The sequence below is a fragment of the Pseudoxanthomonas suwonensis genome (genome assembly GCF_000972865.1).
Taxonomy (GTDB): Bacteria; Pseudomonadota; Gammaproteobacteria; order Xanthomonadales; family Xanthomonadaceae; genus Pseudoxanthomonas; species Pseudoxanthomonas suwonensis_B.
The window spans coordinates 726,273-748,769 of sequence record NZ_CP011144.1; the positions used below are offsets into that span (position 1 = coordinate 726,273).

Here is a 22,497-nt window from a genome sequence, read left to right on the forward strand (position 1 = left end):
GACTACCGCGCAGGGCGCCGCGCGGTCAGTCGATCCGGTAGCTGAAGCGGCCGTCCTCGCCCAGCCCGGCGTGGATGGCGGCGACCTGTCCGCCCTCGGCCATGCGCTCGAGCACGCTGCCGGCGACCTCGGGCAACAGGGTGCCGGACAGGATGTTGTCGATCGCGCGCGCGCCCGAGTCGACCTCGGTGCAGCGCGCGGCGATCGCCGCCACCAGCTCCGGCGTGTACTCGAAGCGGGCCCCATGGTTGGCGGCGATGCGGCGGCCGATCTTGTCCAGCTTCAGCCGCGCGATCTTCTGCAACTGCTCGTCGCGCAGCGGGAAGTACGGGATCACCGTGGTGCGGCCCAGGAACGCTGGCTTGAATACCCGGTTCAGTTCCGGCCGCAGCAGCCGGTCCAGTTCCTCCGCCGGCGGCGGATCGCCGGCGCGGCAGGCCTCCATGACCAGCTCGGTGCCGGCATTGGAGGTCAGCAGGATCAAGGTGTTCTTGAAGTCGATCTCGCGGCCCTCGCCGTCCTCCATCCGGCCCTTGTCGAACACCTGGAAGAACAGCTCCAGCACGTCCGGGTGGGCCTTCTCGATCTCGTCCAGCAGCACCACCGAGTACGGCCGCCGCCGCACCGCCTCGGTCAGCACGCCGCCCTCGCCGTAGCCGACGTAGCCCGGCGGCGAGCCCTTCAGGCTGGAGACGGTGTGCGCCTCCTGGTACTCGGACATGTTGATCGTGATCATGTTGCGCTCGCCGCCGTACAGCACGTCGGCCAGCGCGATCGCGGTCTCGGTCTTGCCCACGCCCGAGGTGCCGACCAGCAGGAACACGCCCTTGGGCTTGCCCGGGTCCTCCAGGTTGGCGCGGGAAGTCCGCACGCGCTGGGCGATCGCGTCGAGCGCATGGCCCTGGCCGATCACCCGTTCCTCGAGCAGGTCGCGCAGCTTGAGCACCGTCTGGATCTCGTCGCTGACCATCTTGCCGACCGGGATGCCGGTCCAGGCCGCGACGATCTGCGCGACCGCGTTGCCGTCGACCAGCGCGTTGACCATCGGCGCGTGGCCCTGGACCTTGGCCAGTTCCTCGCGCAGCGCGCGGATGCGCTCGCGGATCGCGCCGGCGTCCGGGTCGTCGTCGGACAGCGCGGCCAGCTGCTCGTGCAGTCGCCCGACCAGGCCCTTCTCCTGTTCCCAGCGTGCTTCCAGTTGTTCCAGCCGGGCGGCGAGTCCGGCGTCCTCGGCGTCGATCGCGGCGATGCGCTCGGCATGGTCGTTGCCGGCCGCCGCTTCGGCCTTCAGCAGCTCGCGTTCGGTGGCGAGCACCGCGCGCTGCTGGCGCGCGTCCTGGATCTCGGCCGGGACCGCGTTCTGGCTGATCGCGATCTTGGCGCAGGCGGTGTCGAGCACGCTGACCGCCTTGTCGGGCAGCTGGCGCCCGGCGATGTAGCGCGAGGACAGCTTGACCGCCTCGGAGATCGCCTCGTCGAGGATGCGCACGCGGTGGTGCGCGGCCATCGCCTTGGCCATGCCGCGCAGCATCGCCAGCGCGCGCGCGTCCTCCGGTTCCTCGATCTTGACCACCTGGAAGCGCCGGGTCAGCGCCGGGTCCTTCTCGAAGTACTTCTTGTATTCGGACCAGGTGGTCGCCGCGATGGTGCGCAACTCCCCGCGCGCCAGCGCCGGCTTGAGCAGGTTGGCCGCGTCGTTCTGGCCGGCCGCGCCGCCGGCGCCGATCAGGGTATGGGCCTCGTCGATGAACATGACGATCGGCTTGGGACTGGCCTTGACCTCGTCGAGCACGCCCTTGAGCCGCGCCTCGAACTCGCCCTTCACGCTGGCACCGGCCTGCAGCAGGCCCAGGTCCAGCGCCAGCAGTTCCAAGCCTTGCAGGACCGGCGGCACCAGGCCCTCGACGATGCGGCCGGCCAGGCCCTCGACCACCGCGGTCTTGCCGACGCCGGCCTCGCCGGTGAGGATCGGGCTGTTCTGCCGGCGCCGGGTCAGGATGTCGATCATCTGCCGGATCTCGGCGTCGCGGCCGAGGACCGGGTCCAGCGCGCCCGCGCGCGCGCGCTGGGTCAGGTTGATGCAGAACCTGTCCAGGTTCGGCGTGGCGCTGGGCTTGCCGCCCGGCCCGCCCTCGCCCGGCGTCGCCGCGGCGCCACCGGCGCCGTCGCCGAGCAGGCGCGCCTCGCGCGCCTCGGCCGAACCGTCGACGATCGCGTGGAAGTTCTCCTGCAGCGTCTCGACGTTGACCGCGAGCGCCTCCTGCACCTCGCGCGACAGCAGTCGCTTCAGGTTGGCGTCCGCCACCAGCGCCAGCAGCACGTGGCCGCTGCGGATGCGGCTCTCGCCCATTTCCAGGGACGCCGCCACCCAGGCGCGTTCCAGCAGTTCGGGAAGGTGCGGCGACAGCGACGGCGTGCGTGTGTTGCCGCCCTTCAGGCCCTCCAGGGTCTTCTCCAGCGCGCGCTCCAGCGCCTCGGGCGTGCGCTCGAACTGGCGCAGGACGCGGCGGATGTCGCTGTTGTCGACTTCGGCCAGCTTCAGCAGGAAGTGCTCGATCTCGACGTCGTGGTGGCCGCGCGACATGCACAGCCCGGCGGCGGCTTCCAGCGCGGTGCGGCAGGTGCTGTTGAGCCTGGCGACCGTCGCGCGCGGATTCACTGCCATGATTCGCCTCCCATCGCGTGGAAATGGAACTCGGCCTCGTCGGCCGGACTGGCCGAGGTACGGCCGCTGAGCCAGGTGTTCCAGCCCAGCCGGGCGCGCTGCGCGCCTTGGGATCCGAGGACCAGCGGCGGAACCGCATCCGCCCTCAGTGCAAGTCTGATACGCAGATCCAGCGCCAGGCCGGTCAGGAAGCGGGTCAGTTCCACCAGCCCGCCAAGCAGGCTGCCGCTGGGCAGCAGGCGTTCGAAGCGCCTGCGGTCCAGCGGCCCGACCACCAGCTGCACCGTGGTCTGGCGATCCCAGAAGCGGGTGCCCAGCACGCAGCCGTCGCCCAGCGCGTGCGCGCTGCGGCCCAGCCTGGTGCGGTCGCCGGATGCGATCGCCTGCCAGTTGCCGAAGCAGCCGTGGGCGGCCACCGGGGCGCCGACCACGTCGCCCACCACCTGCGAGATCGAGCCCAGCCCGTGCGGCCGCTGGGTGATCAGACCGCTGTAGTAGGCCAGTGCCGCGGCCGGCAGGCGCGCGCGGCCGCCGCCGGCACCCTCTTCCCCGTCGCCGGTGTGCAGTTGCCGGAACAGGGTCGGTGTGCCCATGCCGACCAGGTCGAAGACGTGGCGCGGCAGGCCGCGCGTGTTGCCGAACTCCAGCTCGATGTCCGGCCGGTGCTTGCGCCAGGCGTGCCAGAACAGCAGCAGCAGGCGGTGGTTGAACATGTCCATGAAATCGCGCGGACCGTAGTCGCGCCTGCGCGCGCGCGCGATCAGCCAGCGCGTATAGGTGTACGGCAGCACGCCCGACGGGCCGGTCAGGCCGAAGAAGTTGACGATCATCCGGGCCTCGCCGCTGCCGTCGGCATCGGCGTCGCGCAGGTCATGGATCTCGTTCGGCGGGAACGTCAGCGACTCGGTCACGCCGAACCGCACCGGATCGACGGCGCCCAGCCGCGTGCCGTCCAGCTTGCGGTCGTGGTACAGCAGGCGCACCGCCTGGAAGAAGCGGTAGCGGGTGGGGTCGGCGAGCAGCCCCTCGATCGGGGCCTGCGCCCGCAGCGCCCCCGGCACGGCGCGGGCGGCGTCCGCCTGGTCCTGGCCTGGAACGGTCGCGGACATCGCTCAGACCAGCGGCAGCGCGCCGCTGCGCGGCGGGAAGTCGACCAGCGCGCGCTCGCGCTGGCGGCTGTATGCGCTGAGCCGGGTGTAGGAGTTGGCGGTGCAGTACAGGCCGAAGAACAGATCGAGCACGCGCGCCAGCAGGTAGGCGCCGCTGCCGACATAGTGGTCCTCGTCGAAGGTCAGGACGATCTCGGTGCCACGGACGAACGACTGCCTCGGCGCACGTCCGACCCGGGCGGACGAGGCGCGGCTGTCGACCGAGACGATGCCGGCGATCTGCTTGCGCAGGCTGGCGCTGTCGCCGAAGTTGTACAGGCTGAGGATCTCCAGCAGCGCGTCGCGGCCGTGCTCGACCAGCGACAGGTGGTTCAGCGCCAGATGCGAGATCAGCCGCCACTGGTTGGCCTGGCGCATCGGCGCGCGCCAGGTGGCGGTCGGCTTCTTCAGCAACTGCGCCGCGGCGATCGCGCCGCCGTCGGCCAGTTGCAGCCGGCCTTCTTCGCCGCCGTACGGCAGTGCCCCGGGCAGGTCGCGGTTGGTGCAGGTCAGCCGCAGGGTCAGGGTTTCCACGCTCGGCAGGCGCGGGTCCATGTTGCGGTCCACCAGCGAGAGGGTCACTTCGCTGCCGTCGTCGTTCGGCCGCAGCGACGGCCGCCGCTGCGCATGCCAGTAGCACGCGTTCGGGTCGCCCTGCAGGCCATGCCGGATCGAGAAGAACGGCAGGAACTCGACGACGCTTTCCTGTTGCCCGCCACGGCTGATGCGGCTGACGCTGTCGATCGAATAGACCTCCAGCCCCAGTTGACGCCGGACGTCGGGCACCACCGGGTACTCGTACACCGCCGGGTCGAGCCGGATCGGCTCGGCGACCTGGGTGAACAGGTTGACGATCGGCGTGCAGTTGAGCCGGAAGCTGTCGCGGCCGACGGTCTGTTCCAGCCGCGCCGCGCGCTCCGGGCGCTCGAACGCGTCGATGTGCAGGCGCACGTCGACCGCGTTGGCGCCGAAACGCGCCAGGTCCAGCCCGCACAGGTCGACGAACAGGAACTTCTCCGGCAGCACGAAGTATTCCTGCAGCAGCCGGTAGCCGAGGAACGAGCGCGGGTCGTATTCCAGCAGGCCTTCGTCCTCGCCGAAACCCACCGCCCGCACCGCGTCGCGACCCAGCCGCAGCGGCGGCAGCGCCGCATCGGCCGCGGTGCCGTGCACGGTCACGCAGGACACGTTGTTCAGCAGCAGCTCGTACAGCGCATGCACCAGCGGGCTTTCGCCGTCCAGGTAGAAGCGCAGCCGTTGCATGCCCAGGGTCTTGAACGCCGCCTGCCCCTGCAGCTGCAGCCGGATCCGCACCGTGGCGACGCTGTCGTTGCCGTTCAGTGCGAACGCCGAGCGCTCGATCGGCTCGAACGCCGCCTCGGCCACCTGCACCGGCCACACTTCCACCGGATAGGCCGTGCGGTAGCGCACCGGCACGCCCTGGACCGGCCGTGTCAGCAGTTCGGTCCCGCGTGGCACCGACTGCATGCCGCTGAGCTCGACGCTCGGCGCCGGCGCCAGTTGCGCGATCGACATCGACGGCACCGGACGCAGGAAGTGCGGGTACAGCACGGACAGCAGCGCATCGGTGATTTGCGGGAACTCGTCGTCCAGCTTCTTGTGGATGCGCCCCGCCAGGAAAGCGAACGATTCGATCATCCGCTCGACGTGCGGATCCTCGCAGACATCGCCCTCGAGCAGCAGCCGCGAGGCGATCTTCGGATAGCGGTTGGCGAACTCCGCGGAAAGCTTGCGCAGCGCGGTCAGCTCGCTTTCGTAGTAGGGCAGGATGTCGTCGAGCATGCGAGCCGCTCCGGAGCACGCCTCCCGCCACGGGCGCAGGGCGCGATGCCTCCGGAGTCTAGGCAGCGCACCGGCATCGCGACATAGACCGCACGGCCTATGGCGTCGGCACGAGCGTCGCCGACCGCGCCCGGGGTCACGCAGGCCGACAGGCCGCGGCGCGACGCATCAGTCGCCGTCGCCATCCTCGACGCAAAGCTCCGGATCGGCGATCACGCAGTCGGGCAGCTGCTGCCGCGCGCTGCCGCGCAGCCGCATGCCCTGGGTGGCCACGGCGTTGATCGGCTGCTGGCGCGGCAGCAGCAACCACATCTGCATGCTGTCGTTGGTCGCCAGCGCCAGGCGCCCGGCGGTATCGCCGAAGCCCCAGAAGAAGTCCCCGCGCACGCTGCCGCGGATCGCGCCCCCGGTGTCCTGCGCGAACATCAGCCGCTGCATCGGCCCGTCCCCGCCCGGCTCGGTCGAGGAGATGAACACCGGCGCGCCGAGCGGCGTGGTGCGCGGATCGACCGCCAGCGAGCGTCCCGCGCTCAACGGCACACCCAGCGCGCCGATCGGACCCTCCGGGCCATCGCCGATGCTGCGGAAGAACACGTAGCTGGGATCGGGGATGCCGGTCGTGCCGCCGGCATGCGGACTGGTCGCGGTGCCGGCCACGCCGCCGCCGTAGGACGCGGGCGCGGCAGCGGACGCCGTTGCCGGAACCCGGCCGGCGGCGGAACCGCCGGCACTCCCGACCGGACGCGGCGGTGGCGGCGGCGCTTCGCCCTTCAGCGCCGCGATGATCGCGTCGATCTCCTTGCGGTTCCCCGCCGCCGCCGGCGCGCTGGGTGCGGAAGCCGTGCTGGCGGCGGCCGGGCGCGGCGGCGGCGATGCCGGCCGGGGTGGCGGCGTTCCGCCACCCTTCAGCGCCGCGATCATGCGCGCCACCTCGTCGTTGACCGCGGCCGGCAGCTTCGGGTCGGGCCGCAACGCCTGCCCCGCCCCCGCGCTGCCGCCGGCCACCAGCCCGCGCGCCTTGATCCCGGCCAGGGCCATGTCCGGGGTGCTGCCGCGGGTGACCCGCGGACGGAACGGATGGCCGTTCTGTTCGGCGTAGGCGAGCCTGACCAGTCCGCCCTGCTTGAGCCGGATCTTGCCCGAACCCTGCACCTGCATCGAATACAGCCGCTGCGCGTCGTCGACCCAGGCCAGCACCGGCGCGTGGATCGCCTGCTGTTCGATCTGCTGGCGCGACCAGTACGGCACCACCCGGCGGCCGTCGATCCGGACCCGGTAGCGCTTGTCGCGCACGCCGGCGGCCATTCCCTCCATCGCGATCTCGTATTCCTGCGAGCGCCCGTCGCCGGGCGATCCCGCGCGCAGGCGATTGCCGTCGCGATACAGCCACGCGGTGCGCGCCTGCGCCTGGCCGGCGTCCAGCAGCAACAGGTCCTGCGGCATGCCGTAGACCGGGTGGCGGAACTGCGCGTCGCGCTCGCGGCTGCCGTCGAGCAGCGGCTCGAAGTAGCCGGTCAGCTTCCCGGTCGGTACCCGCTCGGGCGACATCACCTGGTAAACGTAGAAGTGGCGCTCGAAGAAGGCGCGCATGGCCGCGGCGTCGGCACCGGCGGCGGCGTCGAAGTCCGCGCACAGCGCCTGCCATACCGGCTTGCGCCTCAGCGCGGAACAGCTTTGCCGCATGCCGTCGATCGCGCCCGAGAAGTCGTCGTAGCTCCATCCCGGAAGCTGCGAGTAGGCGCGCGGTTCGAATACCGCGTGCCGGGTGGCGAAGGACTGGCCGAGGTCGGAACCCACCGCTGCGTCCGGCTCGACGATCCCCACGGACTCGCCGGCGACCTGCGCCTGCGCGGAGCCCGCAGCGACCGCGCCGCAGAGGGCGATGGCCAGGGCGGACGCGGTGCGGTTCATGGACGCGGCTCCCATCGGTGACCGCTGCCACTGTGGACGAGAGGCCCTGCCCCGACCATACCCCGGAGGGCATAGCGCCTCGGCGGGAACGCGCGCGGCGCTACAGCCCGGACAGCCGCCGCGACGCGACCACCGCCTCGACCCGGTTGCGCACGTTCAGCGCGCGGAAGATCGCCGCCAGGTGGATCTTCACCGTGCCCTCGCTGATGCTCAGGTCGCGGGCGATGCTCTTGTTCGGCTTGCCCAGCGCCAGCAGGCGCAGCACGTCGACCTGGCGCTCCGTCAGCAGCGAACGCAGGCCTTCGAGCGAACCTTCGGCGTGCGGATCGGCGGCGGTCTGTCCCGCCGGTTTCACCGGTTCCGGATCCAGCAGCATCGGCGGGACGTACACCCCCCCGGAAATCACCAGCCGGATCGCCGACAGCATGATGTCGGGCGAATAGGCCTTGGGGATGTAGCCGCGCACCCCGAGGGCGAGCAGGTCCTTCATCTGCCTGGCGTCCTCGGCACCGGACAGCATCACCAGCGGCAGCGAGGGAAAGCGCTCGCGCACCTCGACCACGTGGTCCAGGCCGCTGGCGCCCGGCATCGACAGGTCCATGATCAGCAGGTCGGGCGGCATGCCCTGCGCAAGCTGCGCGCGCACCTCGTCGATCGTCATGGCCGTGGCGAATTCGAGATCGTCGCCGAGTTCGCACAGCTTGCTCTTGACGCCTTCGAGGATCAGATGGTGATCGTCCGCGATCAGTATCTTCATCCGCTTCTCCCGTCGCCGGGACGGGCGCCGCCCGGGCCGAGCAGCCGTTCCGCACGATAGTCGCTGCGCTCGCGCCGGCGCAATACGCGGCGTCGCACGAACGGCATAGTCCCTACGGGGTATGGCCGGCGGCCGGCACCGATACCACCATCGCAGGCTCGGGAACCTCCAGGGACCATGCCGTGAGGACGTGCTTGCGGACGGGCGCAACGGAAGTCGGCGGATCGACGGCGGCGCTCATGGCATGGTGCACGCTGCCGCTGCTGCTCGGCGCGCTCGCGCTGCAGGCCCGCGCCGGCGATTTCGATTGGCGCACGCGCGGCGTGCTGTTCCGGGTGGAGCCGCCGCTGGCCGCAATCCAGCAGGACATCGGCCGGGGCGGAGATCCCACCCGCCCGGCGGGCGCGGACCCGGCGGGGCAGGCGCCGCCATCCGGCGACGGCGACGCGGGCGATGCCGTGCCGTCGGGACAGGGCGACGCATACGCGCCGGCATCGCCGCGCCACAGCTATGTCTTTGCCACGATCCATTACGGCGATCCGGATACCCTGTTGCTGTACCTGCCGCGTCTGCGTCAGCGTCTGTCCGAATCCCGGGTCCTGGTCAACGAAGTCGACCTGGAGGAGGTCTGGCAGCCTGAATACGAAACGTACCGCAAGCTCGCGACCGGCCAGAGCCTGCGCCGGCTGATCGGCGACCAGGCATTCGCCGAACTGCAGGCGCAGCTGCCGGACACTCCGCCGCAAGCGCTCGACACGCTCAAGCCATGGGTGGCGATGAGCATGCTCGAGTTTCCGTTCGGGGCCGAAACGAGAAGCATCGACGCGATGCTGCAGGACTGGGCCGGCCAGGCCGGAATGGCCCGGGTTCACCTGGAGAACCTGCCCGACCAACTGGCCGCGCTCGACTGCGTGCCGCCGACCGACTACGCGAAAGTGCTGGAGCAGCGCCTGCTGAGCGGCTGGTCGTTCGACCTGGATGCCGAGCGCACCGCCGGCTACTACCGGGAACGCGACCTTGCCGCGTGGCTGGACGACGTCGACAGCATGCACGGCCTCACCGGCGCCGCGTTGGCCGCCGAGGAAGAGGCACGCCGTTGTCTGATCAGCGTACGCAACGAACGCTGGCTGCCGGTGCTGGACGGACTGCTGCGCCAGGGCGGCCATTTCGTCGCGGTCGGTGCGATCCACCTGACCGGCGACGAGGGCCTGCTGGCGCAACTGAGCCGGCGTGGCTTCGAGATCGACGTGGAGCCCTGGTGAAGCGCGGGCCGGAAGCGCGCGTGGCCGGCCGGCCACGCGCGACGGCAGGCGAAGGAGGAGTCCCGATGGAGACGTCATGGAGATGAAAGGCTTGCGGCAGGTCTTCTGGGGCCAGGGCAGCTTCCTGTCGCCGCAGCACCTGCAATGCCAGGACGCGTGGCACCGGGCGTACAGCCTGGGCCTGCACGCGCAGGCGACGCCGTTCTACTGGGGCTTCGAGGTCCTGCAGCTGCGCGAGGACGCGCTGGCCAACGGCGTGGTCGACCTCGACCGCTTCACCCTGTACACCCGCGACGGCGAACGGATCAGCGGCGGCACGGCGGACGCCTACGCCCGCGAGAATGCCCGGGTCCCGGCGCGCAACATCGCCGAACTCCCGGTCAACAGCAAGGACCCGATCTCGCTGTACCTGGCCGCGCAGCGCGACCGCACGCTGGACGTGCGCGCACGCGGCGGCGGCCGGCTGGTCGCGCGGCATCACCTGGTATCCGACGAGATCGGCGATCCGTTCGATCCGCAGGCGCCGGAGGCCGGGGTCGACTTCATCGGCTACCAGCTGCAGATCGTCAGCAGCCTCGACGACGGGGCCGACGCCCTGCTGCAGAGCTGCGAGTCGTTCAAGTTCGCCGAAGTCGTCTCCACCGCGCCGGGCAAGTACAAGCTCGCCAGCGACTACGTACCGCCGGTCGTGGCCCTGTCGGCCTCCGCCAACCTGCTGCGCTGGACCCGCGCGCTGCGCGACCTGCTGGTCTCGCGCGGACAGGACTTCGCCGCGGCCAAGCGCCAGCGCGGGATCCGCGCCGCCTCGACCAGCGCCCAGGAAGTCATGCGCCTGGTGATGATGCAGAGCTTCGCGCGCTACATCTGCGCGGTGCAAGAGCATGTCAGGCTCGGCGTGGTATCGCCCTATCCCCTTTACCAGCAGCTGCGCCAGCTGGTCGCGGAGTTCTCGACCTTTTCCGAGGACACCAGCTATTTCGGCGCGCAGCGCGCCGACCCGGCCGGGACCGAGCTGCCGGACTACGACCACGACAACCTGAGGCTTTGCTTCCGCCGCGCGTTCGAGCGTGCCGAGGCGCTGATCAAGGCACTGACGGTCGGCGCCGAGGTCGGCATCGCCCTGGCCTACGACGGCCAGTTCCACAAGGCGGCGCTGCCGGCCAGCCTGTTCGAGTCGGACAAGACCCGCTTCTACCTCGCGTTCGAGTCGGAGATCGGCGGCCAGGAACTGGCCCAGCGCCTGTCGCGCACCGGCAAGATCGCGCCGGTCGAGGAAATGCCGCGGCTGCTGCAGGCCGCGCTGTTCGGGCTGAAGATCGACCTGCTGCCGGTGCCGCCGGAGGAGCTTCCGCAGAAGACCCCGAACACCACCTATTTCCTGGTCGATACCCGGCATCCGTTCTGGCAGATGATCGGCAAGAACCGGAACATCGCCGTGTTCTGCGACCTGCCGGAGGATTCGACGGTCATCAAGCTGTATCCGGTCGGCGCGGACGAGTGACGGAGGACGGACGATGGCGCGCCTGCTCGAATTCTTCGTCCCGCTGCTGTCCTACGGGCTCGAGCTCGACGAGAGGATCTCCAAGGGCGCGACCGAGGCCCCGGTCGCCGAAGTGCACGCGGCGATCCGCGGCCAGATCGAACGCGCGCGCGCCGCGGCGCTGGCCGCCGGCAAGCGGCCCGAGCACGTCGAGTCGGCCGCGTTCGCCGTGGTGGCCTGGCTGGACGAGGTGATCGCGCGCAACCCGGCGTACTGGGGCGGAGTCAGTCCCCTGCAGGTGGCGCTGTTCAACACCAACAACGCCGGCAACGAGTTCTTCTACCACCTGGGCAACCTCAAGGCCGGGGAGGACGAGGTGCGCGAGGTCTACTACCACGCGCTGCTGCTCGGCTTCGTCGGCCAGTACTACTACGAGACCGGCGACACCGGCGAACTGGGCAAGCTCAAGGAACTGCACGCCCGGCAGCTGCCGGTGGAGCCGGCGCCGACCCACGTGCTGCGCGAGGAGAAGATCACGCCGCAGCCCTACCTGAGCAAGGATCCGGCCGGGCCGCGCTTCCCGCGGCAGTGGGACAAGCTGCTGTTGAAGCTCGGCCTGCTGGTGGCGTTGCTGATCCCGCTGGGCTACCTGGCCTGGTTCTTCCTGACCCCGGAACCGCAGCGCGGACCCAACGTGCAGCAGCTGGTCGACCGGCAACTGTCCACCTTCCCGTGCTCGGAACTGGCCGCCACGGTGGAGGCGGGCAACGCGGTGAAGGTCAGCGGCTACGCCGCGACCCCGGAGGACATCGAACGCATCCGCCGCGACATCCAGGCAGTCCCCGGGGTCAAATCGGCCGAATTCGACCTCGCCGTGAGGATCTGGCCGCACTGCGAGGCGATCGCGCTGCTGAAGCCGTACCACGAGCGCAACCTCCACCAGCGCATGGGCCTGGAGATCACGCCGACCGCCGGCCACTCCGACCGTTTCGTGGAAGGCGAACGGATCATCGTCAAGCTGGTCAACGCCGACTACGACGGCTACCTGTACGTGGACTACTGGTCGGTCGAGGGCGGCGTGCTGCACCTGTTCCCGAACCCGGGCGAGCCGGACAGCGGCCGCCTGCTCGGCGCCGGCGAGCAGTTCAACGTGGGCGCGGCGCAGGCGATCTGGGAGGTCGGCCCGCCGTTCGGACAGGAGCTGATCACCGTGGTGTCCTCGCCGGTGCCGCTGTATCCGGGCCAGCGCGACCAGTACGAGGAGGCGCGCGACTACCTGCCGGCGCTGCGCGCGATGCTCGAAGGCGGCGACGAGAGGATCGGCGCCGGCTTCATGATCATGCAGACCGAACCGGCGCGGAACGCGGGAGGTGCGCGATGAACCCGCTCGACCGGCTGAGTTCGTTCTACGCGCGCATCCCGGGGCTGGCCTGGATATCGCGCCTGAACAGTCCGCTGCTGCGCAAGCTGCTGGCGATCGTGGTCGCACTGGCCGTGGCGCTGGTGCTGGCCTGGATCCTGATCGGATGGGTCCCGCTGATCCCGGCCCGCTTCTGGCAACTGGCCGGGCTGTGCCTGATCGGCCTCGGCGTGCTCTGGTGGTTCCTGGTCGGGGCCAAGCGCTATTCGCGCCGCGGCTTCAGCAACAAGCGCATGGGCGACCTCGGCCCGGGCAATCCGGACGACGAGCACGCGCCGCTGGCCAAGATGAAGGCCGCGATCGCAGAGGCCAAGGGCACGATCCAGCGCTCGCCCGACATCGACCGCGGCCGCGATCCGCTGTACCGGATTCCATGGATGCTGTTCGTCGGCGACACCGACGCCGGGGTGCCGGAGGTGCTGGCGGCCGCGTCCAAGGTCTCGCCGTTCCCGCCGCCCAGCCAGTCCGGCGCCGATCCGGAGCAGCTGTGGCGCTGGTGGTTCTTCAAGTCGATGATCGCGGTCGAGATGGCCCCGCGGGTGGTGTGCGAGCCGGGCGCCAGGCTCGAGCGCGGGCTGTGGTACCAGGCGCTGACCCTGCTGGCGGCCGAGCGCGACAAGCTGGCGCTGAACGGCATCGTGGTCTGCATCGGCGCCCGCACGCTGCTGGCCGGCCCGGAACCGGCCAAGGCGGTCGGCATCCGCCTGCGCCGCCTGGTCGACGAAGCGATGGAGCACCTGCAGATCCGCCTGCCGGTGTACTTCCTGGTCACCGGGCTCGAGCGACAGCCCGGCTACGCGGACTTCCGCGCTGCGCTGCCCGCCGAGGCGTTCTCGCAGGCGCTCGGCTTCCGCCTGCCGGAAAGCGAGGTGGTCAGCGCGGCGACCTCGGGCAGGGTCGACGAGATCATGGCGCCGATCGTCGAGCGCCTGCATGCGTTGCGCGAGACGGCGCTGCGTTCGCAGGCCACGGTCGAGAAACGCCACGGGGTGTTCGAGTTCGTGGAGACGTTCCCGCGCCTGCTGGACGGCCTGCGCGCCTTCGTCGTCCAGCTGCTGGAAGACAACCCCTTCCAGCGCACCCCGCGCTGGCGCGGCCTGTACTTCTGCGGGGGCGCCGACGCCGCGTACCCGGGCGGCGCGTTCGTCGCCGACCTGTTCACCCGCTTCCTGCCCAGCGACCAGCCGCTGGCCTCGCCGAGCATGAAGGGCAGCGCCGGGCGCATGGTCGGCGCGGGCCTGGGCGTGGCGGCGATGCTCGGGCTGTCGGCGTACCTGAGCTACGGCCTGTTCACCGCCCGCCAGGACGACACCGAGCTTCTGGTCCGGACCCGGGCCGCCTGCCAGGAGCCGCGCGGCACCGGCGCCGGCGGACGGATCGCCTGGGTCGCGACCTGCGGCCGCACGATCCAGGAGCTGGAGGCCGCGACTGCCGGCACCTCGCTCGGCTTCGGCCTGCGCCGCGCCGACCGCGACATCGAACAACTCAAGCAGCGCGTGGTCGAGGACTTCTCGCGGCTGATCCTGGCGCCGTACGACCAGATGCTCGGCACCGACCTGGCCCGCGGCGAAGTCGGCATCGACCATACCCTGGCCGTGGCCCAGCGCCTGCGGTTGCTGGACGGATGCCGGCGACAGCGCGAGCAGTGCGAGCGCGAGGCCGACTACAACATGGTGTTCGATCCGGCCTCGCGGCTGTTCGCGCCGTTCCAGTCCGGCCAGGCCGACGTCCGGGTCGACCAGGAACGTGCCACCGCGCTGTTCGCCACCTACCTGGGCTACCTGCGCTGGCAGCGACGAGGGGTGCTCAACGACGAGCAGCGGCGGCTGCGTGGCGAGCTCGAGCGGATCATGGCCCGCTACCGGCCCCGGGTCGAGGATTTCGAAGCCTGGGCGCAAGCCAGGCACGAACCGTTGCGGCTGCAGCGGTTCTGGCTGCCCGCCGACCGCGTGGTCGGGGTCGAGGCCGGCACGCTGCCGGAAGTGCCCGGCGCCTACACCCGCGAGACCTGGGACGGCGTCGTGGCGCCGTGGCTGGACGCCCTGGACGAATACCTGCCGGCTGGCGCGGACGAGGCCGTGGCGGGATTCCGCCGGGGCTATTTCGACGCCTATTTCGGCGCCTGGGGGCGGTTCCAGTCGCGCTTCGCCGAGGGCGCGCGGCTGTGGCACGGCCACTACCGCGAACTGGCCGCGCGCGCGGCCGGCGAGGACAACCCGTACCGCTTTTTTTTTGACAGTGCCCAGCACCATCTGTACGGGCTGCCGCTGAAGCTCGGTTTCGGTGAGCGCTGGGCCGATGCATGGACGGCGGTGAAGGCGGACTGGCTGCGCGGCTGGCGGCCGGTCGGCCGCTTCATCGGCGGCAGCGTCGCCGGCTGGTTCGGCTCCGACCGGCGGATCGACCCTCCGCCCTGGCTGCCGGCGATGCGGCACACCCAGCGCGACGTGCTGGACAAGCAGCGACCCGCGTTCGCCAAGGCCTACCTGCAACTCGAATCCGACGCCAGCGGCCAGGAGACCTACCAGCGGATGGCCTCGTTCTACCAGGCCCGCGGCCGCCCCGCCGACGGGCCCGCGGCCGACTACGGACAGCTGCTGCAATCGGTGGAGAAGCCCGACGAGAAGTTCGCCACCGGCTTCGGCGGCCAGGACCTGGCGGCCTGGTCCGTGGTCCAGGGCCCGGCCCGCCTGCTGCTGCTGCTCAGCGTCCACCGCGCCGGCGACTACGTGCAATTGCGCTGGAACGAGAGCGTGGCGCAACCGGTCGCCGCACTGCCGGTGGCCGAGCAGGCAACCACGCTGTATGGCGAGCAGGGCAAGCTCAACGCCTTCGTCAACGACTGGCTGAAGCCGTTCATCACCGAAAGGGAGCGCGCACCGGTCGAAGTGTCGGGCATCGCCCTGCCCCTGTCGCCGGCGTTCCAGGCGATGGTCGGCGGCGAGCGCCAGTACCTGCCGCTGCTCGACGGGGACAAGCCGTTCCTGGCCGGCAGCTTCGCGTTCTCCGCACCGACCGAGGCGGGAAGCATGCGCGAAGGACCCGAAGGCACGGTGCTCGAAGTGGAGTGCAAGGAGCGGCTGTATCGGGCGGTGTCGAATGCGCCCTCGCTGGCCGAGGCCAGGACCTCGGTGTTCTGGTCGCCCGCCTCCTGCGTCGAGGCGCGGATCCGGATCGCGCTTGCACCGCCCGATGCGCTGGATTCGCTGATGGATGCGGGCGCACCGGCCGGCGCGCCCTCCGCCCCGGCCCTGGGGGCCGCGCCGGAACCTTCGCTGAGCCTGACCCGGATCTACGCCGGCGCGGACGGCTTCCGCCAGCTGGTCGAGGACTTCGCCGACGGCGCGCAGGCCTATGCGCTGGCCGAGTTCCGCGACGCCTACACCCCCGCGCAATGGAGCGAACTGGTCCCGCAGCTGCGCCAGGCCGGCTTCTCCGGCGCGCGCGTGCACCTCCAGGTCGAACCGTCCGACGAGTTGGCCCGCTACCTCACCGCCCGCGAGCGGCCGGCCAGCGTGCCGGTCTCGATCGTCGAATGAGCCCCGCCATTTCCCAGGAGAGACAGCCATGAGCATCGACATCACCGACTGGCTGAAGCCGATCCGCGACGATGCCCCTTGCGGCGACGATGTCAGCTTCAGCGACGCCTTCGACAGGATCCGCGAGGCGCGGCGCGCCGACGACCCCACCCTGTCGCAGGGCGAGTGGGAGCACGAGTTGAAGGTGGCCAACTGGCGCCAGGTGATCCAGCTGGCCGGCACGGTGCTGGCCGAGCAGAGCAAGGACCTGCAGGCGGCGGTGTGGCTCGGCGAAGCGTTGATCGCACAGCACCACCTGGCCGGGGCCGAGGCCGCGTTCGAGCTGCTGGCCCGGCTGCAGCAGGACTACTGGGACGGACTGTACCCGCTGGCCGACGATGGCGACCTGGAGGAGCGCGCCGCCAAGCTCGCCTGGTTCAGCGACTACGGCATCCGCGCCCTGCTCGCGCTGCGGGTCACGCCCGGCGACGGCGGCTACAGGCTGGCCGACTGGCAGGTGTCGCGCGAGGTGGACAACCTGGCCCGCCAGGACGCCGAAGCGCACCAGGAAGCGCTGGACGAAGGCAAGCCGACCGGCGAGATGTTCGACAAGGCGGTCGAAAGCAATCCCGACGCGGTGCTGCTCGAGTACCACGACGCCGCCGCGCGGGTGCTCGAGGCGTTCCAGCGCTTCAAGGCGGCGACCGACGAGAAGCTGGGCCGCTCCGGCCCCAACCTCACGGCGATGGATACCGCGATCAAGCGGTTCCAGCAGGTCGTCGCCCGGGCCGCGAAAGCCAGGGGACTGATCGGCGACCAGGCCGGCGACACCGAGGAGCAATCCGGCGAGGTCGAGGTGGCCACCGGGGCCGGCTTCGGTGGCTTCTCCCCCGGCGGCGGCGACGCCGCGAACAAGGCGGCGGCGTTGCGCACCGTCAGTGAGATCGCGGCATGGTTCAAGCGGGTCGAACCGCACAGCCCGGTTTCGTACCTGCTCCAGCGCGCCGTCGCATGGGCCGATACGCCGCTGGACGAATGGCTGGCCGAAGTCCTGGCCGACGACGGCGCGCTGTCCCGCGTACGTAGCCGGATTGGCCTTCCGGACTGATTTCCAGCGTTGTGAAGACCAAACGGCATAGGCCTTCGGCTGGCCGTCCGTCGGATTTCTAACCCCGCAGGCGCCGCCTAGACTCGATTCCGATCGGCAGGCGCGGCCCTCGCCACCAGGAGACCTCCCATGGCCAAGAAAGAAAGCACGCAGCACAAGCTCGACCGGGTGCGTGCACCGCGCGTCCAGCTGACCTACGACGTCGAGATCGGCGATGCGATCGAGAAGAAGGAGCTGCCGTTCGTCGCCGGGGTCGTCGGCGACTTCTCCGGGCAGCCCGCCGAACCGCTGGCCAAGCTCAAGGAACGCAAGTTCGTCAACGTCGACAAGGACAACTTCGACGAAGTGCTGAAGGGCATGAAGCCGCGCCTGCAGCTGCAGGCGGAGAACCGGCTCAAGGGCGACGGTTCCAAGGTCGGCGTCGAACTGAACTTCCGCAACCTGGAGGACTTCAGCCCGGAACGGGTGGTCAACCAGATCGAGCCCCTGCGCAAGCTGCTCGAGGCGCGCCAGCGCCTGGCCGACCTGCGCAACAAGATGGCCGGCAACGACAAGTTCGAGGAGCTGCTGAACGAAGTGTTGCAGAACACCGACCAGATCGCGCAGCTGAGCAAGGAACTGCCGCCCAAGCCGGATGGCGAGGAATGACGGCCACGCGCCCCCTGCACATCGAACTCGACCCCTCCGGAGTAGACAGCCATGGCTGAGACGCAAGCCCAAACCGCCACCCAGGCCGCCGCGGCCGCCGAGACCGGCCTGCTCGACCAGATCATTTCCAAGAGCCGGATCGCCAAGACCGACAGCGAGCGCGGCCGCACCCGAGACCTGATCGGCGAACTGGTCAACCAGGTCATGGACGGCCAGCTGACGATCTCGCACGACGCGATCGCCTCGCTGGACTCCCGCATCGCCGACATCGACAGGCTGATCTCCGACCAGCTGTCGGCGGTGATACACGCGCCCGAGTTCCAGAAGCTGGAGGGCTCCTGGCGCGGGCTGAAATACCTGGTCGACAACACCGAGACCAGCACCAACCTGAAGATCAAGGTGTTCAACTGCACCAAGAAGGAACTGGTCAAGGACTTCAAGAACGCCTCGGACTTCGACCAGTCGCAGCTGTTCAAGAAGATCTACGAGGAGGAGTACGGGACCTTCGGCGGCGCGCCGTTCGCCACCCTGATCGGCGACTACGAGTTCACCCGGCACCCGGAAGACATCTACCTGCTGGAGGAGATCTCGCACGTCGCGGCCGCGGCGCATGCGCCGTTCCTGTCCGCCGCTTCGCCTGAGCTGCTCGGCTTCGACGATTTCACCGAGCTGTCCGGTCCGCGCGACCTGGCCAAGATCTTCGACACGGTCGAGTACGCCAAGTGGAAGTCGTTCCGCGAGTCGGAGGATTCGCGCTACGTCGGCCTGGCCATGCCGCGCGTGCTCGGCCGCCTGCCGTACGGCCCGGACACCGCGCCGGTCGAAGCCTTCAACTTCACCGAGGACGTCAGCGGCAAGGAGCACGACCGCTACCTTTGGATGAACGCGGCGTACGCGCTGGGCAGCAAGGTCACCGACGCCTTCGCCAAGTACGGCTGGTGCGCGGCGATCCGCGGGGTCGAGGGCGGCGGCCTGGTGGAAGGCCTGCCCACCCACACCTTCGGCACCGACGACGGCGAGGTCGCGCTGAAATGCCCGACCGAGATCGCGATCACCGACCGCCGCGAGAAGGAACTTGCGGACCTCGGGCTGGTCCCGCTGGTGCACTGCAAGGGCACCGACTACGCCGCCTTCTTCTCGACCCAGTCGGCGCAGAAGCAGAAGGAATACAACACCGATGCGGCCAACGCCAACGCGCGCCTGTCCGCGCAGCTGCAGTACATCTTCGCGGTATCGCGCATCGCCCATTACCTCAAGTCGATGATGCGCGACAAGATCGGCAGCTTCGCCTCCAAGTCCAGCGTCGAGAACTTCCTCAACAACTGGATCACGCAGTACGTGCTGCTGGACGACAACGCCACCCAGGAACGCAAGGCCCAGCTGCCGCTGCGCGAGGCCCGGATCGAGGTGGCCGACGTGCCCGGCAAGCCCGGCGTGTACAAGGCGGCCGCGTTCCTGCGCCCCCACTACCAGCTCGACGAACTCAGCGTCTCGTTGCGCCTCGTTTCCGAGCTTCCCAAGTCGGCCCGCTAGAACGACGGGCGCTGATCAACCACAGCCATCAGGAGAACCCCCATGGCAAACGACATGTTTCTGAAGATCGATGGTGTCGATGCGGAATCCACCGACCACAAGCACAAGGGCGAGATCGACCTGCTCTCCTGGAGCTGGGGCGCGTCCAATGCCGGCTCCATGGCGCTCGGCGGCGGCGGCGGCGCCGGCAAGGTGGCGATGCAGGACTTCAGCTTCAGCATGACCATGAACAAGGCCAGCCCTGTCCTGATGCAGTACTGCGCCACCGGCAAGCACATCGGCAAGGCGGTGCTGACCTGCCGCAAGGCCGGCGAGAACCCGCTGGAGTTCCTGATCATCACCTTCGAGGACCTGATCATCTCCAGCTACCAGACCGGGAGCAGCGGCGGCGAGGCCGGCCTGCCGACCGATTCAGTCTCGTTCAACTTCTCCAAGATCACCCAGGACTACGTGCCCCAGACCGCCAAGGGCGCTGGCGAGGGCAAGGTGTCCAAGGCCTACAACCTCAAGACCAACAAGGCCGCGTGAGCGGACGGCGGCGGGGCGGGCGGGCCCGGCGGCTCGCGTCGCCCTCGCGCCGGCGCCGGCTGGCCGCACCGGACGGCGGGGCCGTTGGTCCGCCCAGGAGACCCGAGCCATGCTGCCGCGCTGCCTGACCGAACGCCTGAGTTCGGAACGCGACGACGATCCGCGCCACGCCACGTACTACGCTTCGGTGCAGGATCTGCGCGACGCGGTCTCCAGGGACCTGGAGGATCTGCTCAACACCCGCTCCGAAGCCCCCCGACTGCTTCCGGACGCGTTCGTCGAATGCCTGGCTTCGTCACTCACCTACGGGGTCCCGGACTTCTCGTCGTCGAGCCTGCTCGGCCCGCACGACCGCGACCGCATCCGGCGCACGCTGGAAGGCGCGATCGGCCAGCACGAGCCGCGACTGTCGCGCGTACGCGTCGCGCTGGAACCGCAAAGGGAGCACGAACGCGCATTGCGGTTCCGGGTCGACGCGCTGCTCAGGCTGGGCCCGGAGCAGGAGAAGGTCCGCTTCGATGCGGTCCTGCAACTGTCCACCCAGGTATGCGCGGTCCAGTGAGCGGATACGCCGCGCCAACCTTCGACGAGGGACCAAGCCATGAAACCCTACCTCCATACCGGCGGAAACTACGCGCATTTCCACTGGAATCTCGATTCCTCGGTCGGCCGCGGCGGACAGAACTCGAATCCCTGCGACGTCAGCTATCTCCAGTGGTACTACGCACTGGCGGCAGCGCATCCCAACACGCCCGAGGAACGCAAGGTGGTCTATCGCAAGGTCCGCATTACCGGCACGTGTGCGGGAACCGATGCCGACCCCCTGGTCGGCGCGATCATCGCCCACCAGCGGCACCTCAAGCACCCGCAGGTCGACGGCCGCGTCAGCGTCGCGCGCGGCACCGGCTTCGTCGGCACATCGGGTTTCTTCATCCTGCGGATCGGCGCACGCTTGGCACACATGCATCCCAGGGCGTGGCCGCGGCTGGACCTGATTCCAGGCTGCCCTCCCCTGGTCGCCCAGGCGGTGCAGAACGCGGTGCCTTTCCTGCCGACCGACTGAACGGGCGACGGGCCGGGCACGGCCCGCTCCGCCGCACCGGCGGCTTTCATTCCCGCTCGTCGACCAGCAAGGCCAGTCCAAGCGCCTCCGCCAGCCCCCTCTCCAGTTCCTTCCCGAGCCGCACGCGCCATTCCCCGGCCGACAGCGGCGGCTGGCCGTCGGGCAGGGCCATCGGGTCGTCCGCCAGCCTCTGCGCCAGGTCCTGGAGCAGGGCTTCGCGGTCGCGGGTCCCGTCCAGCAGGCGCAGCAGCATGCGGGTGACCGGATCCGCGATCCGCACCACCCCGGACCTGAGGGTCGTGACGCCGTCGCTGCCGGCTTCGAGTTGGGCGCGCGCCAGCGCGCTGGCGCGCGGCCGCCGTCCGGCGTGCACAGCGAACCGCGGCGACTCGCAGGTCAGTCCGACCAGCCCGAGCCGGAACCCCGTCAGCAAGGTCGCGCACAGCGCCTCGGCGTCTTCGCCGGCTTCGCCCGGATCGACCCGCCCCACCCGTTCCCGTGCGCAGGCAAGCATCGCCGCCACCGTCTGCGCGCCCGGGTAGCGTTCTCCGATCTCCAGCAGGGCGGCCTTGGCCACGGGATGATCGACGGTCAGCGCCGAACCGTGCACGCCCCGGAACTGCATCCGCGCGCCGGGTGCCAGGTCCATGGGCTGCGTCGCGCTCGACACCTCCCCGGCCACCTCCAGTGCCATGACCACCGCCGGATCCGGCGTGCGCCGCAGCGGCGCATCGCTCCTGCACAGCAGGCTCTGGCGGAACCGGCGCCCCTTCAGGTAGTCGAGATACTGTTCCTTGGCGAGGAAATCCGCCTCGGCCATCTGCCGCAGCTTTGCGGCGATCTCCGGCGGGGCGGCCTCCTCGGTCATTTCGGAGTAGTCGGCCTCGGCCAGGAACTCCAGCCCGAAGCGTTGGGCATGGGCGACGAAATCCGTCACCGATACCGGCTCGTTGATCTCGCCGAGATCGTCGTGGAACAGCACCGCGGGATCGGTGTCTTCGAGCAACCGCTTGATCTCCGCGCGCACCGTGGCGACGTAGGCGTCGCCGCCGATCAGCCCGTGCTCGAGGAACTGCAGCATCGCGTACGCCTGGCGCAGGCGTTGGCTGGGCTCTTCGAACCGGCGGACGTGGTGCCGCAGCATTTCCCAGACCATTCGCCTGATGTGGCAGCCGGGCAACGCGTTGTAGCTGACGTAGGCGATCCCGCCCGGCGCCAACCTTTCCCGGCACAGGCGCAGCAGCGCGTCGCGCACGCCGGCGGGAACCCAGGAATAGAAGCCGTGCGCGCAGACGTAGTCGTAGCGTGTTCCGCCCGGATCCCAGGTCGACGCGTCCGCCACCTGCAGCGACAGGTTGCGCAGCCCGAGCCGCACGCGCATGCGCTCGCCCCGTTCGACCGCGGCGCCGGACAGGTCTATCCCGACGAACCTGCTGCCGGGATACGCCAGCGCCAGCGGGAACAGGTTCGAGGCATCGCCGCAGCCGACTTCCAGGTAGCTGCAGCGGGACGGCGCCGCCGCCGGGACGCCGTGCAGGCGCGCGATCGCGGCCAGCCGGTCCGGGTGGGTCTGCGGTCGCGGATGACCGGGATACTCGATGGCGTCGTATGCGAATCCGGGCAACGGACCGCCTCCTTCCTCCACGGCCGGCC

16 protein-coding genes are annotated in these 22,497 nt (G+C 70.1%); 10 read left to right on the top strand and 6 right to left on the bottom strand.

What is annotated here, in order from left to right; genetic code table 11:
* Nucleotides 1–25 precede the first annotated feature (25 nt).
* The 5 genes from tssH to WQ53_RS03155 all read right to left on the bottom strand — a co-directional run bounded on the left by tssH (nt 26) and on the right by WQ53_RS03155 (nt 8,284).
* Entirely contained in the window at nt 26–2,665 is a 2,640-nt protein-coding gene (gene tssH, locus WQ53_RS03135) for a type VI secretion system ATPase TssH (protein WP_052630319.1), read from the bottom strand.
* A complete protein-coding gene (gene tssG / locus WQ53_RS03140; RefSeq protein WP_052630321.1) occupies nt 2,656–3,774 on the bottom strand; it encodes a type VI secretion system baseplate subunit TssG in 1,119 nt (372 codons plus the stop codon). Before tssG ends, tssH begins: the two co-directional genes overlap by 10 nt.
* 3 nt (nt 3,775–3,777) lie before the next feature.
* Nucleotides 3,778–5,616 (bottom strand): type VI secretion system baseplate subunit TssF, encoded by a 1,839-nt coding sequence (gene tssF, locus WQ53_RS03145; protein ID WP_052630324.1) that lies wholly within the window; start codon nt 5,614–5,616, stop codon nt 3,778–3,780.
* 168 nt (nt 5,617–5,784) lie between these two features.
* Nucleotides 5,785–7,527 (bottom strand): MltA domain-containing protein, encoded by a 1,743-nt coding sequence (locus WQ53_RS17185; RefSeq protein WP_052630326.1) that lies wholly within the window; start codon nt 7,525–7,527, stop codon nt 5,785–5,787.
* A 100-nt stretch (nt 7,528–7,627) separates the two neighbouring features.
* Nucleotides 7,628–8,284: a LuxR C-terminal-related transcriptional regulator gene (locus WQ53_RS03155; RefSeq protein WP_052630328.1), complete on the bottom strand. Its 657-nt coding sequence runs from the start codon at nt 8,282–8,284 to the stop codon at nt 7,628–7,630.
* Between the two features lie 194 nt (nt 8,285–8,478).
* Here WQ53_RS03155 and WQ53_RS03160 point away from each other — a divergent pair, with 194 nt between their 5' ends.
* From WQ53_RS03160 to WQ53_RS03205, 10 genes are all read left to right on the top strand, one after another.
* Entirely contained in the window at nt 8,479–9,546 is a 1,068-nt protein-coding gene (locus WQ53_RS03160; protein WP_144409209.1) for a TraB/GumN family protein, read from the top strand.
* 76 nt (nt 9,547–9,622) lie between these two features.
* Nucleotides 9,623–11,047 carry a type VI secretion system baseplate subunit TssK gene (gene tssK / locus WQ53_RS03165; protein ID WP_052630332.1) on the top strand — a complete coding sequence of 475 codons (1,425 nt, stop codon included), beginning with the start codon at nt 9,623–9,625 and terminating at the stop codon, nt 11,045–11,047.
* A gap of 13 nt (nt 11,048–11,060) precedes the next feature.
* Nucleotides 11,061–12,407: a DotU family type IV/VI secretion system protein gene (locus WQ53_RS03170; RefSeq protein WP_052630334.1), complete on the top strand. Its 1,347-nt coding sequence runs from the start codon at nt 11,061–11,063 to the stop codon at nt 12,405–12,407.
* Nucleotides 12,404–15,985 (top strand): type VI secretion protein IcmF/TssM N-terminal domain-containing protein, encoded by a 3,582-nt coding sequence (locus tag WQ53_RS03175; RefSeq protein WP_052630336.1) that lies wholly within the window; start codon nt 12,404–12,406, stop codon nt 15,983–15,985. The genes WQ53_RS03170 and WQ53_RS03175 overlap by 4 nt, the downstream gene beginning before the upstream one ends.
* A 28-nt stretch (nt 15,986–16,013) precedes the next feature.
* Nucleotides 16,014–17,072, top strand: a complete 1,059-nt coding sequence (gene tssA / locus WQ53_RS03180; protein ID WP_052630338.1) for a type VI secretion system protein TssA — start codon at nt 16,014–16,016, stop codon at nt 17,070–17,072.
* A 129-nt stretch (nt 17,073–17,201) separates the two neighbouring features.
* A complete protein-coding gene (gene tssB / locus WQ53_RS03185; protein ID WP_052630340.1) occupies nt 17,202–17,720 on the top strand; it encodes a type VI secretion system contractile sheath small subunit in 519 nt (172 codons plus the stop codon).
* 51 nt (nt 17,721–17,771) lie between these two features.
* Nucleotides 17,772–19,253: a type VI secretion system contractile sheath large subunit gene (gene tssC / locus WQ53_RS03190; RefSeq protein WP_052630342.1), complete on the top strand. Its 1,482-nt coding sequence runs from the start codon at nt 17,772–17,774 to the stop codon at nt 19,251–19,253.
* 42 nt (nt 19,254–19,295) lie between these two features.
* The gene (locus WQ53_RS03195; RefSeq protein ID WP_052630344.1) at nt 19,296–19,781 is read left to right on the top strand and encodes an Hcp family type VI secretion system effector; all 486 of its coding nucleotides are present in this window, start codon (nt 19,296–19,298) and stop codon (nt 19,779–19,781) included.
* Between the two features lie 109 nt (nt 19,782–19,890).
* Complete coding sequence (tssE, locus tag WQ53_RS03200) at nt 19,891–20,343, top strand: type VI secretion system baseplate subunit TssE (protein ID WP_052630346.1); 453 nt, start codon at nt 19,891–19,893, stop codon at nt 20,341–20,343.
* A gap of 39 nt (nt 20,344–20,382) precedes the next feature.
* Nucleotides 20,383–20,844 carry a hypothetical protein gene (locus WQ53_RS03205; RefSeq protein ID WP_052630348.1) on the top strand — a complete coding sequence of 154 codons (462 nt, stop codon included), beginning with the start codon at nt 20,383–20,385 and terminating at the stop codon, nt 20,842–20,844.
* 46 nt (nt 20,845–20,890) lie between these two features.
* On the opposite strand, the gene WQ53_RS03210 is transcribed toward WQ53_RS03205, so the two are convergent.
* Complete coding sequence (locus WQ53_RS03210) at nt 20,891–22,468, bottom strand: class I SAM-dependent methyltransferase (RefSeq protein WP_158497806.1); 1,578 nt, start codon at nt 22,466–22,468, stop codon at nt 20,891–20,893.
* Between the last annotated feature and the right edge of the window lie 29 nt (nt 22,469–22,497).

Bases quoted from the DNA above. Each gene is read 5' to 3' on its own strand.
- tssG (WP_052630321.1), bottom strand. From the start codon at position 3,774: ATGTCCGCGACCGTTCCAGGCCAGGACCAGGCGGACGCCGCCCGCGCC.
- tssK (WP_052630332.1), top strand. From the start codon at position 9,623: ATGGAGATGAAAGGCTTGCGGCAGGTCTTCTGGGGCCAGGGCAGCTTC.
- WQ53_RS03205 (WP_052630348.1), top strand. From the start codon at position 20,383: ATGAAACCCTACCTCCATACCGGCGGAAACTACGCGCATTTCCACTGG.
- WQ53_RS03195 (WP_052630344.1), top strand. From the start codon at position 19,296: ATGGCAAACGACATGTTTCTGAAGATCGATGGTGTCGATGCGGAATCC.
- WQ53_RS03175 (WP_052630336.1), top strand. From the start codon at position 12,404: ATGAACCCGCTCGACCGGCTGAGTTCGTTCTACGCGCGCATCCCGGGG.
- tssB (WP_052630340.1), top strand. From the start codon at position 17,202: ATGGCCAAGAAAGAAAGCACGCAGCACAAGCTCGACCGGGTGCGTGCA.
- tssA (WP_052630338.1), top strand. From the start codon at position 16,014: ATGAGCATCGACATCACCGACTGGCTGAAGCCGATCCGCGACGATGCC.
- tssH (WP_052630319.1), bottom strand. From the start codon at position 2,665: ATGGCAGTGAATCCGCGCGCGACGGTCGCCAGGCTCAACAGCACCTGC.
- tssE (WP_052630346.1), top strand. From the start codon at position 19,891: ATGCTGCCGCGCTGCCTGACCGAACGCCTGAGTTCGGAACGCGACGAC.
- WQ53_RS03155 (WP_052630328.1), bottom strand. From the start codon at position 8,284: ATGAAGATACTGATCGCGGACGATCACCATCTGATCCTCGAAGGCGTC.
- tssC (WP_052630342.1), top strand. From the start codon at position 17,772: ATGGCTGAGACGCAAGCCCAAACCGCCACCCAGGCCGCCGCGGCCGCC.
- WQ53_RS17185 (WP_052630326.1), bottom strand. From the start codon at position 7,527: ATGAACCGCACCGCGTCCGCCCTGGCCATCGCCCTCTGCGGCGCGGTC.
- tssF (WP_052630324.1), bottom strand. From the start codon at position 5,616: ATGCTCGACGACATCCTGCCCTACTACGAAAGCGAGCTGACCGCGCTG.
- WQ53_RS03170 (WP_052630334.1), top strand. From the start codon at position 11,061: ATGGCGCGCCTGCTCGAATTCTTCGTCCCGCTGCTGTCCTACGGGCTC.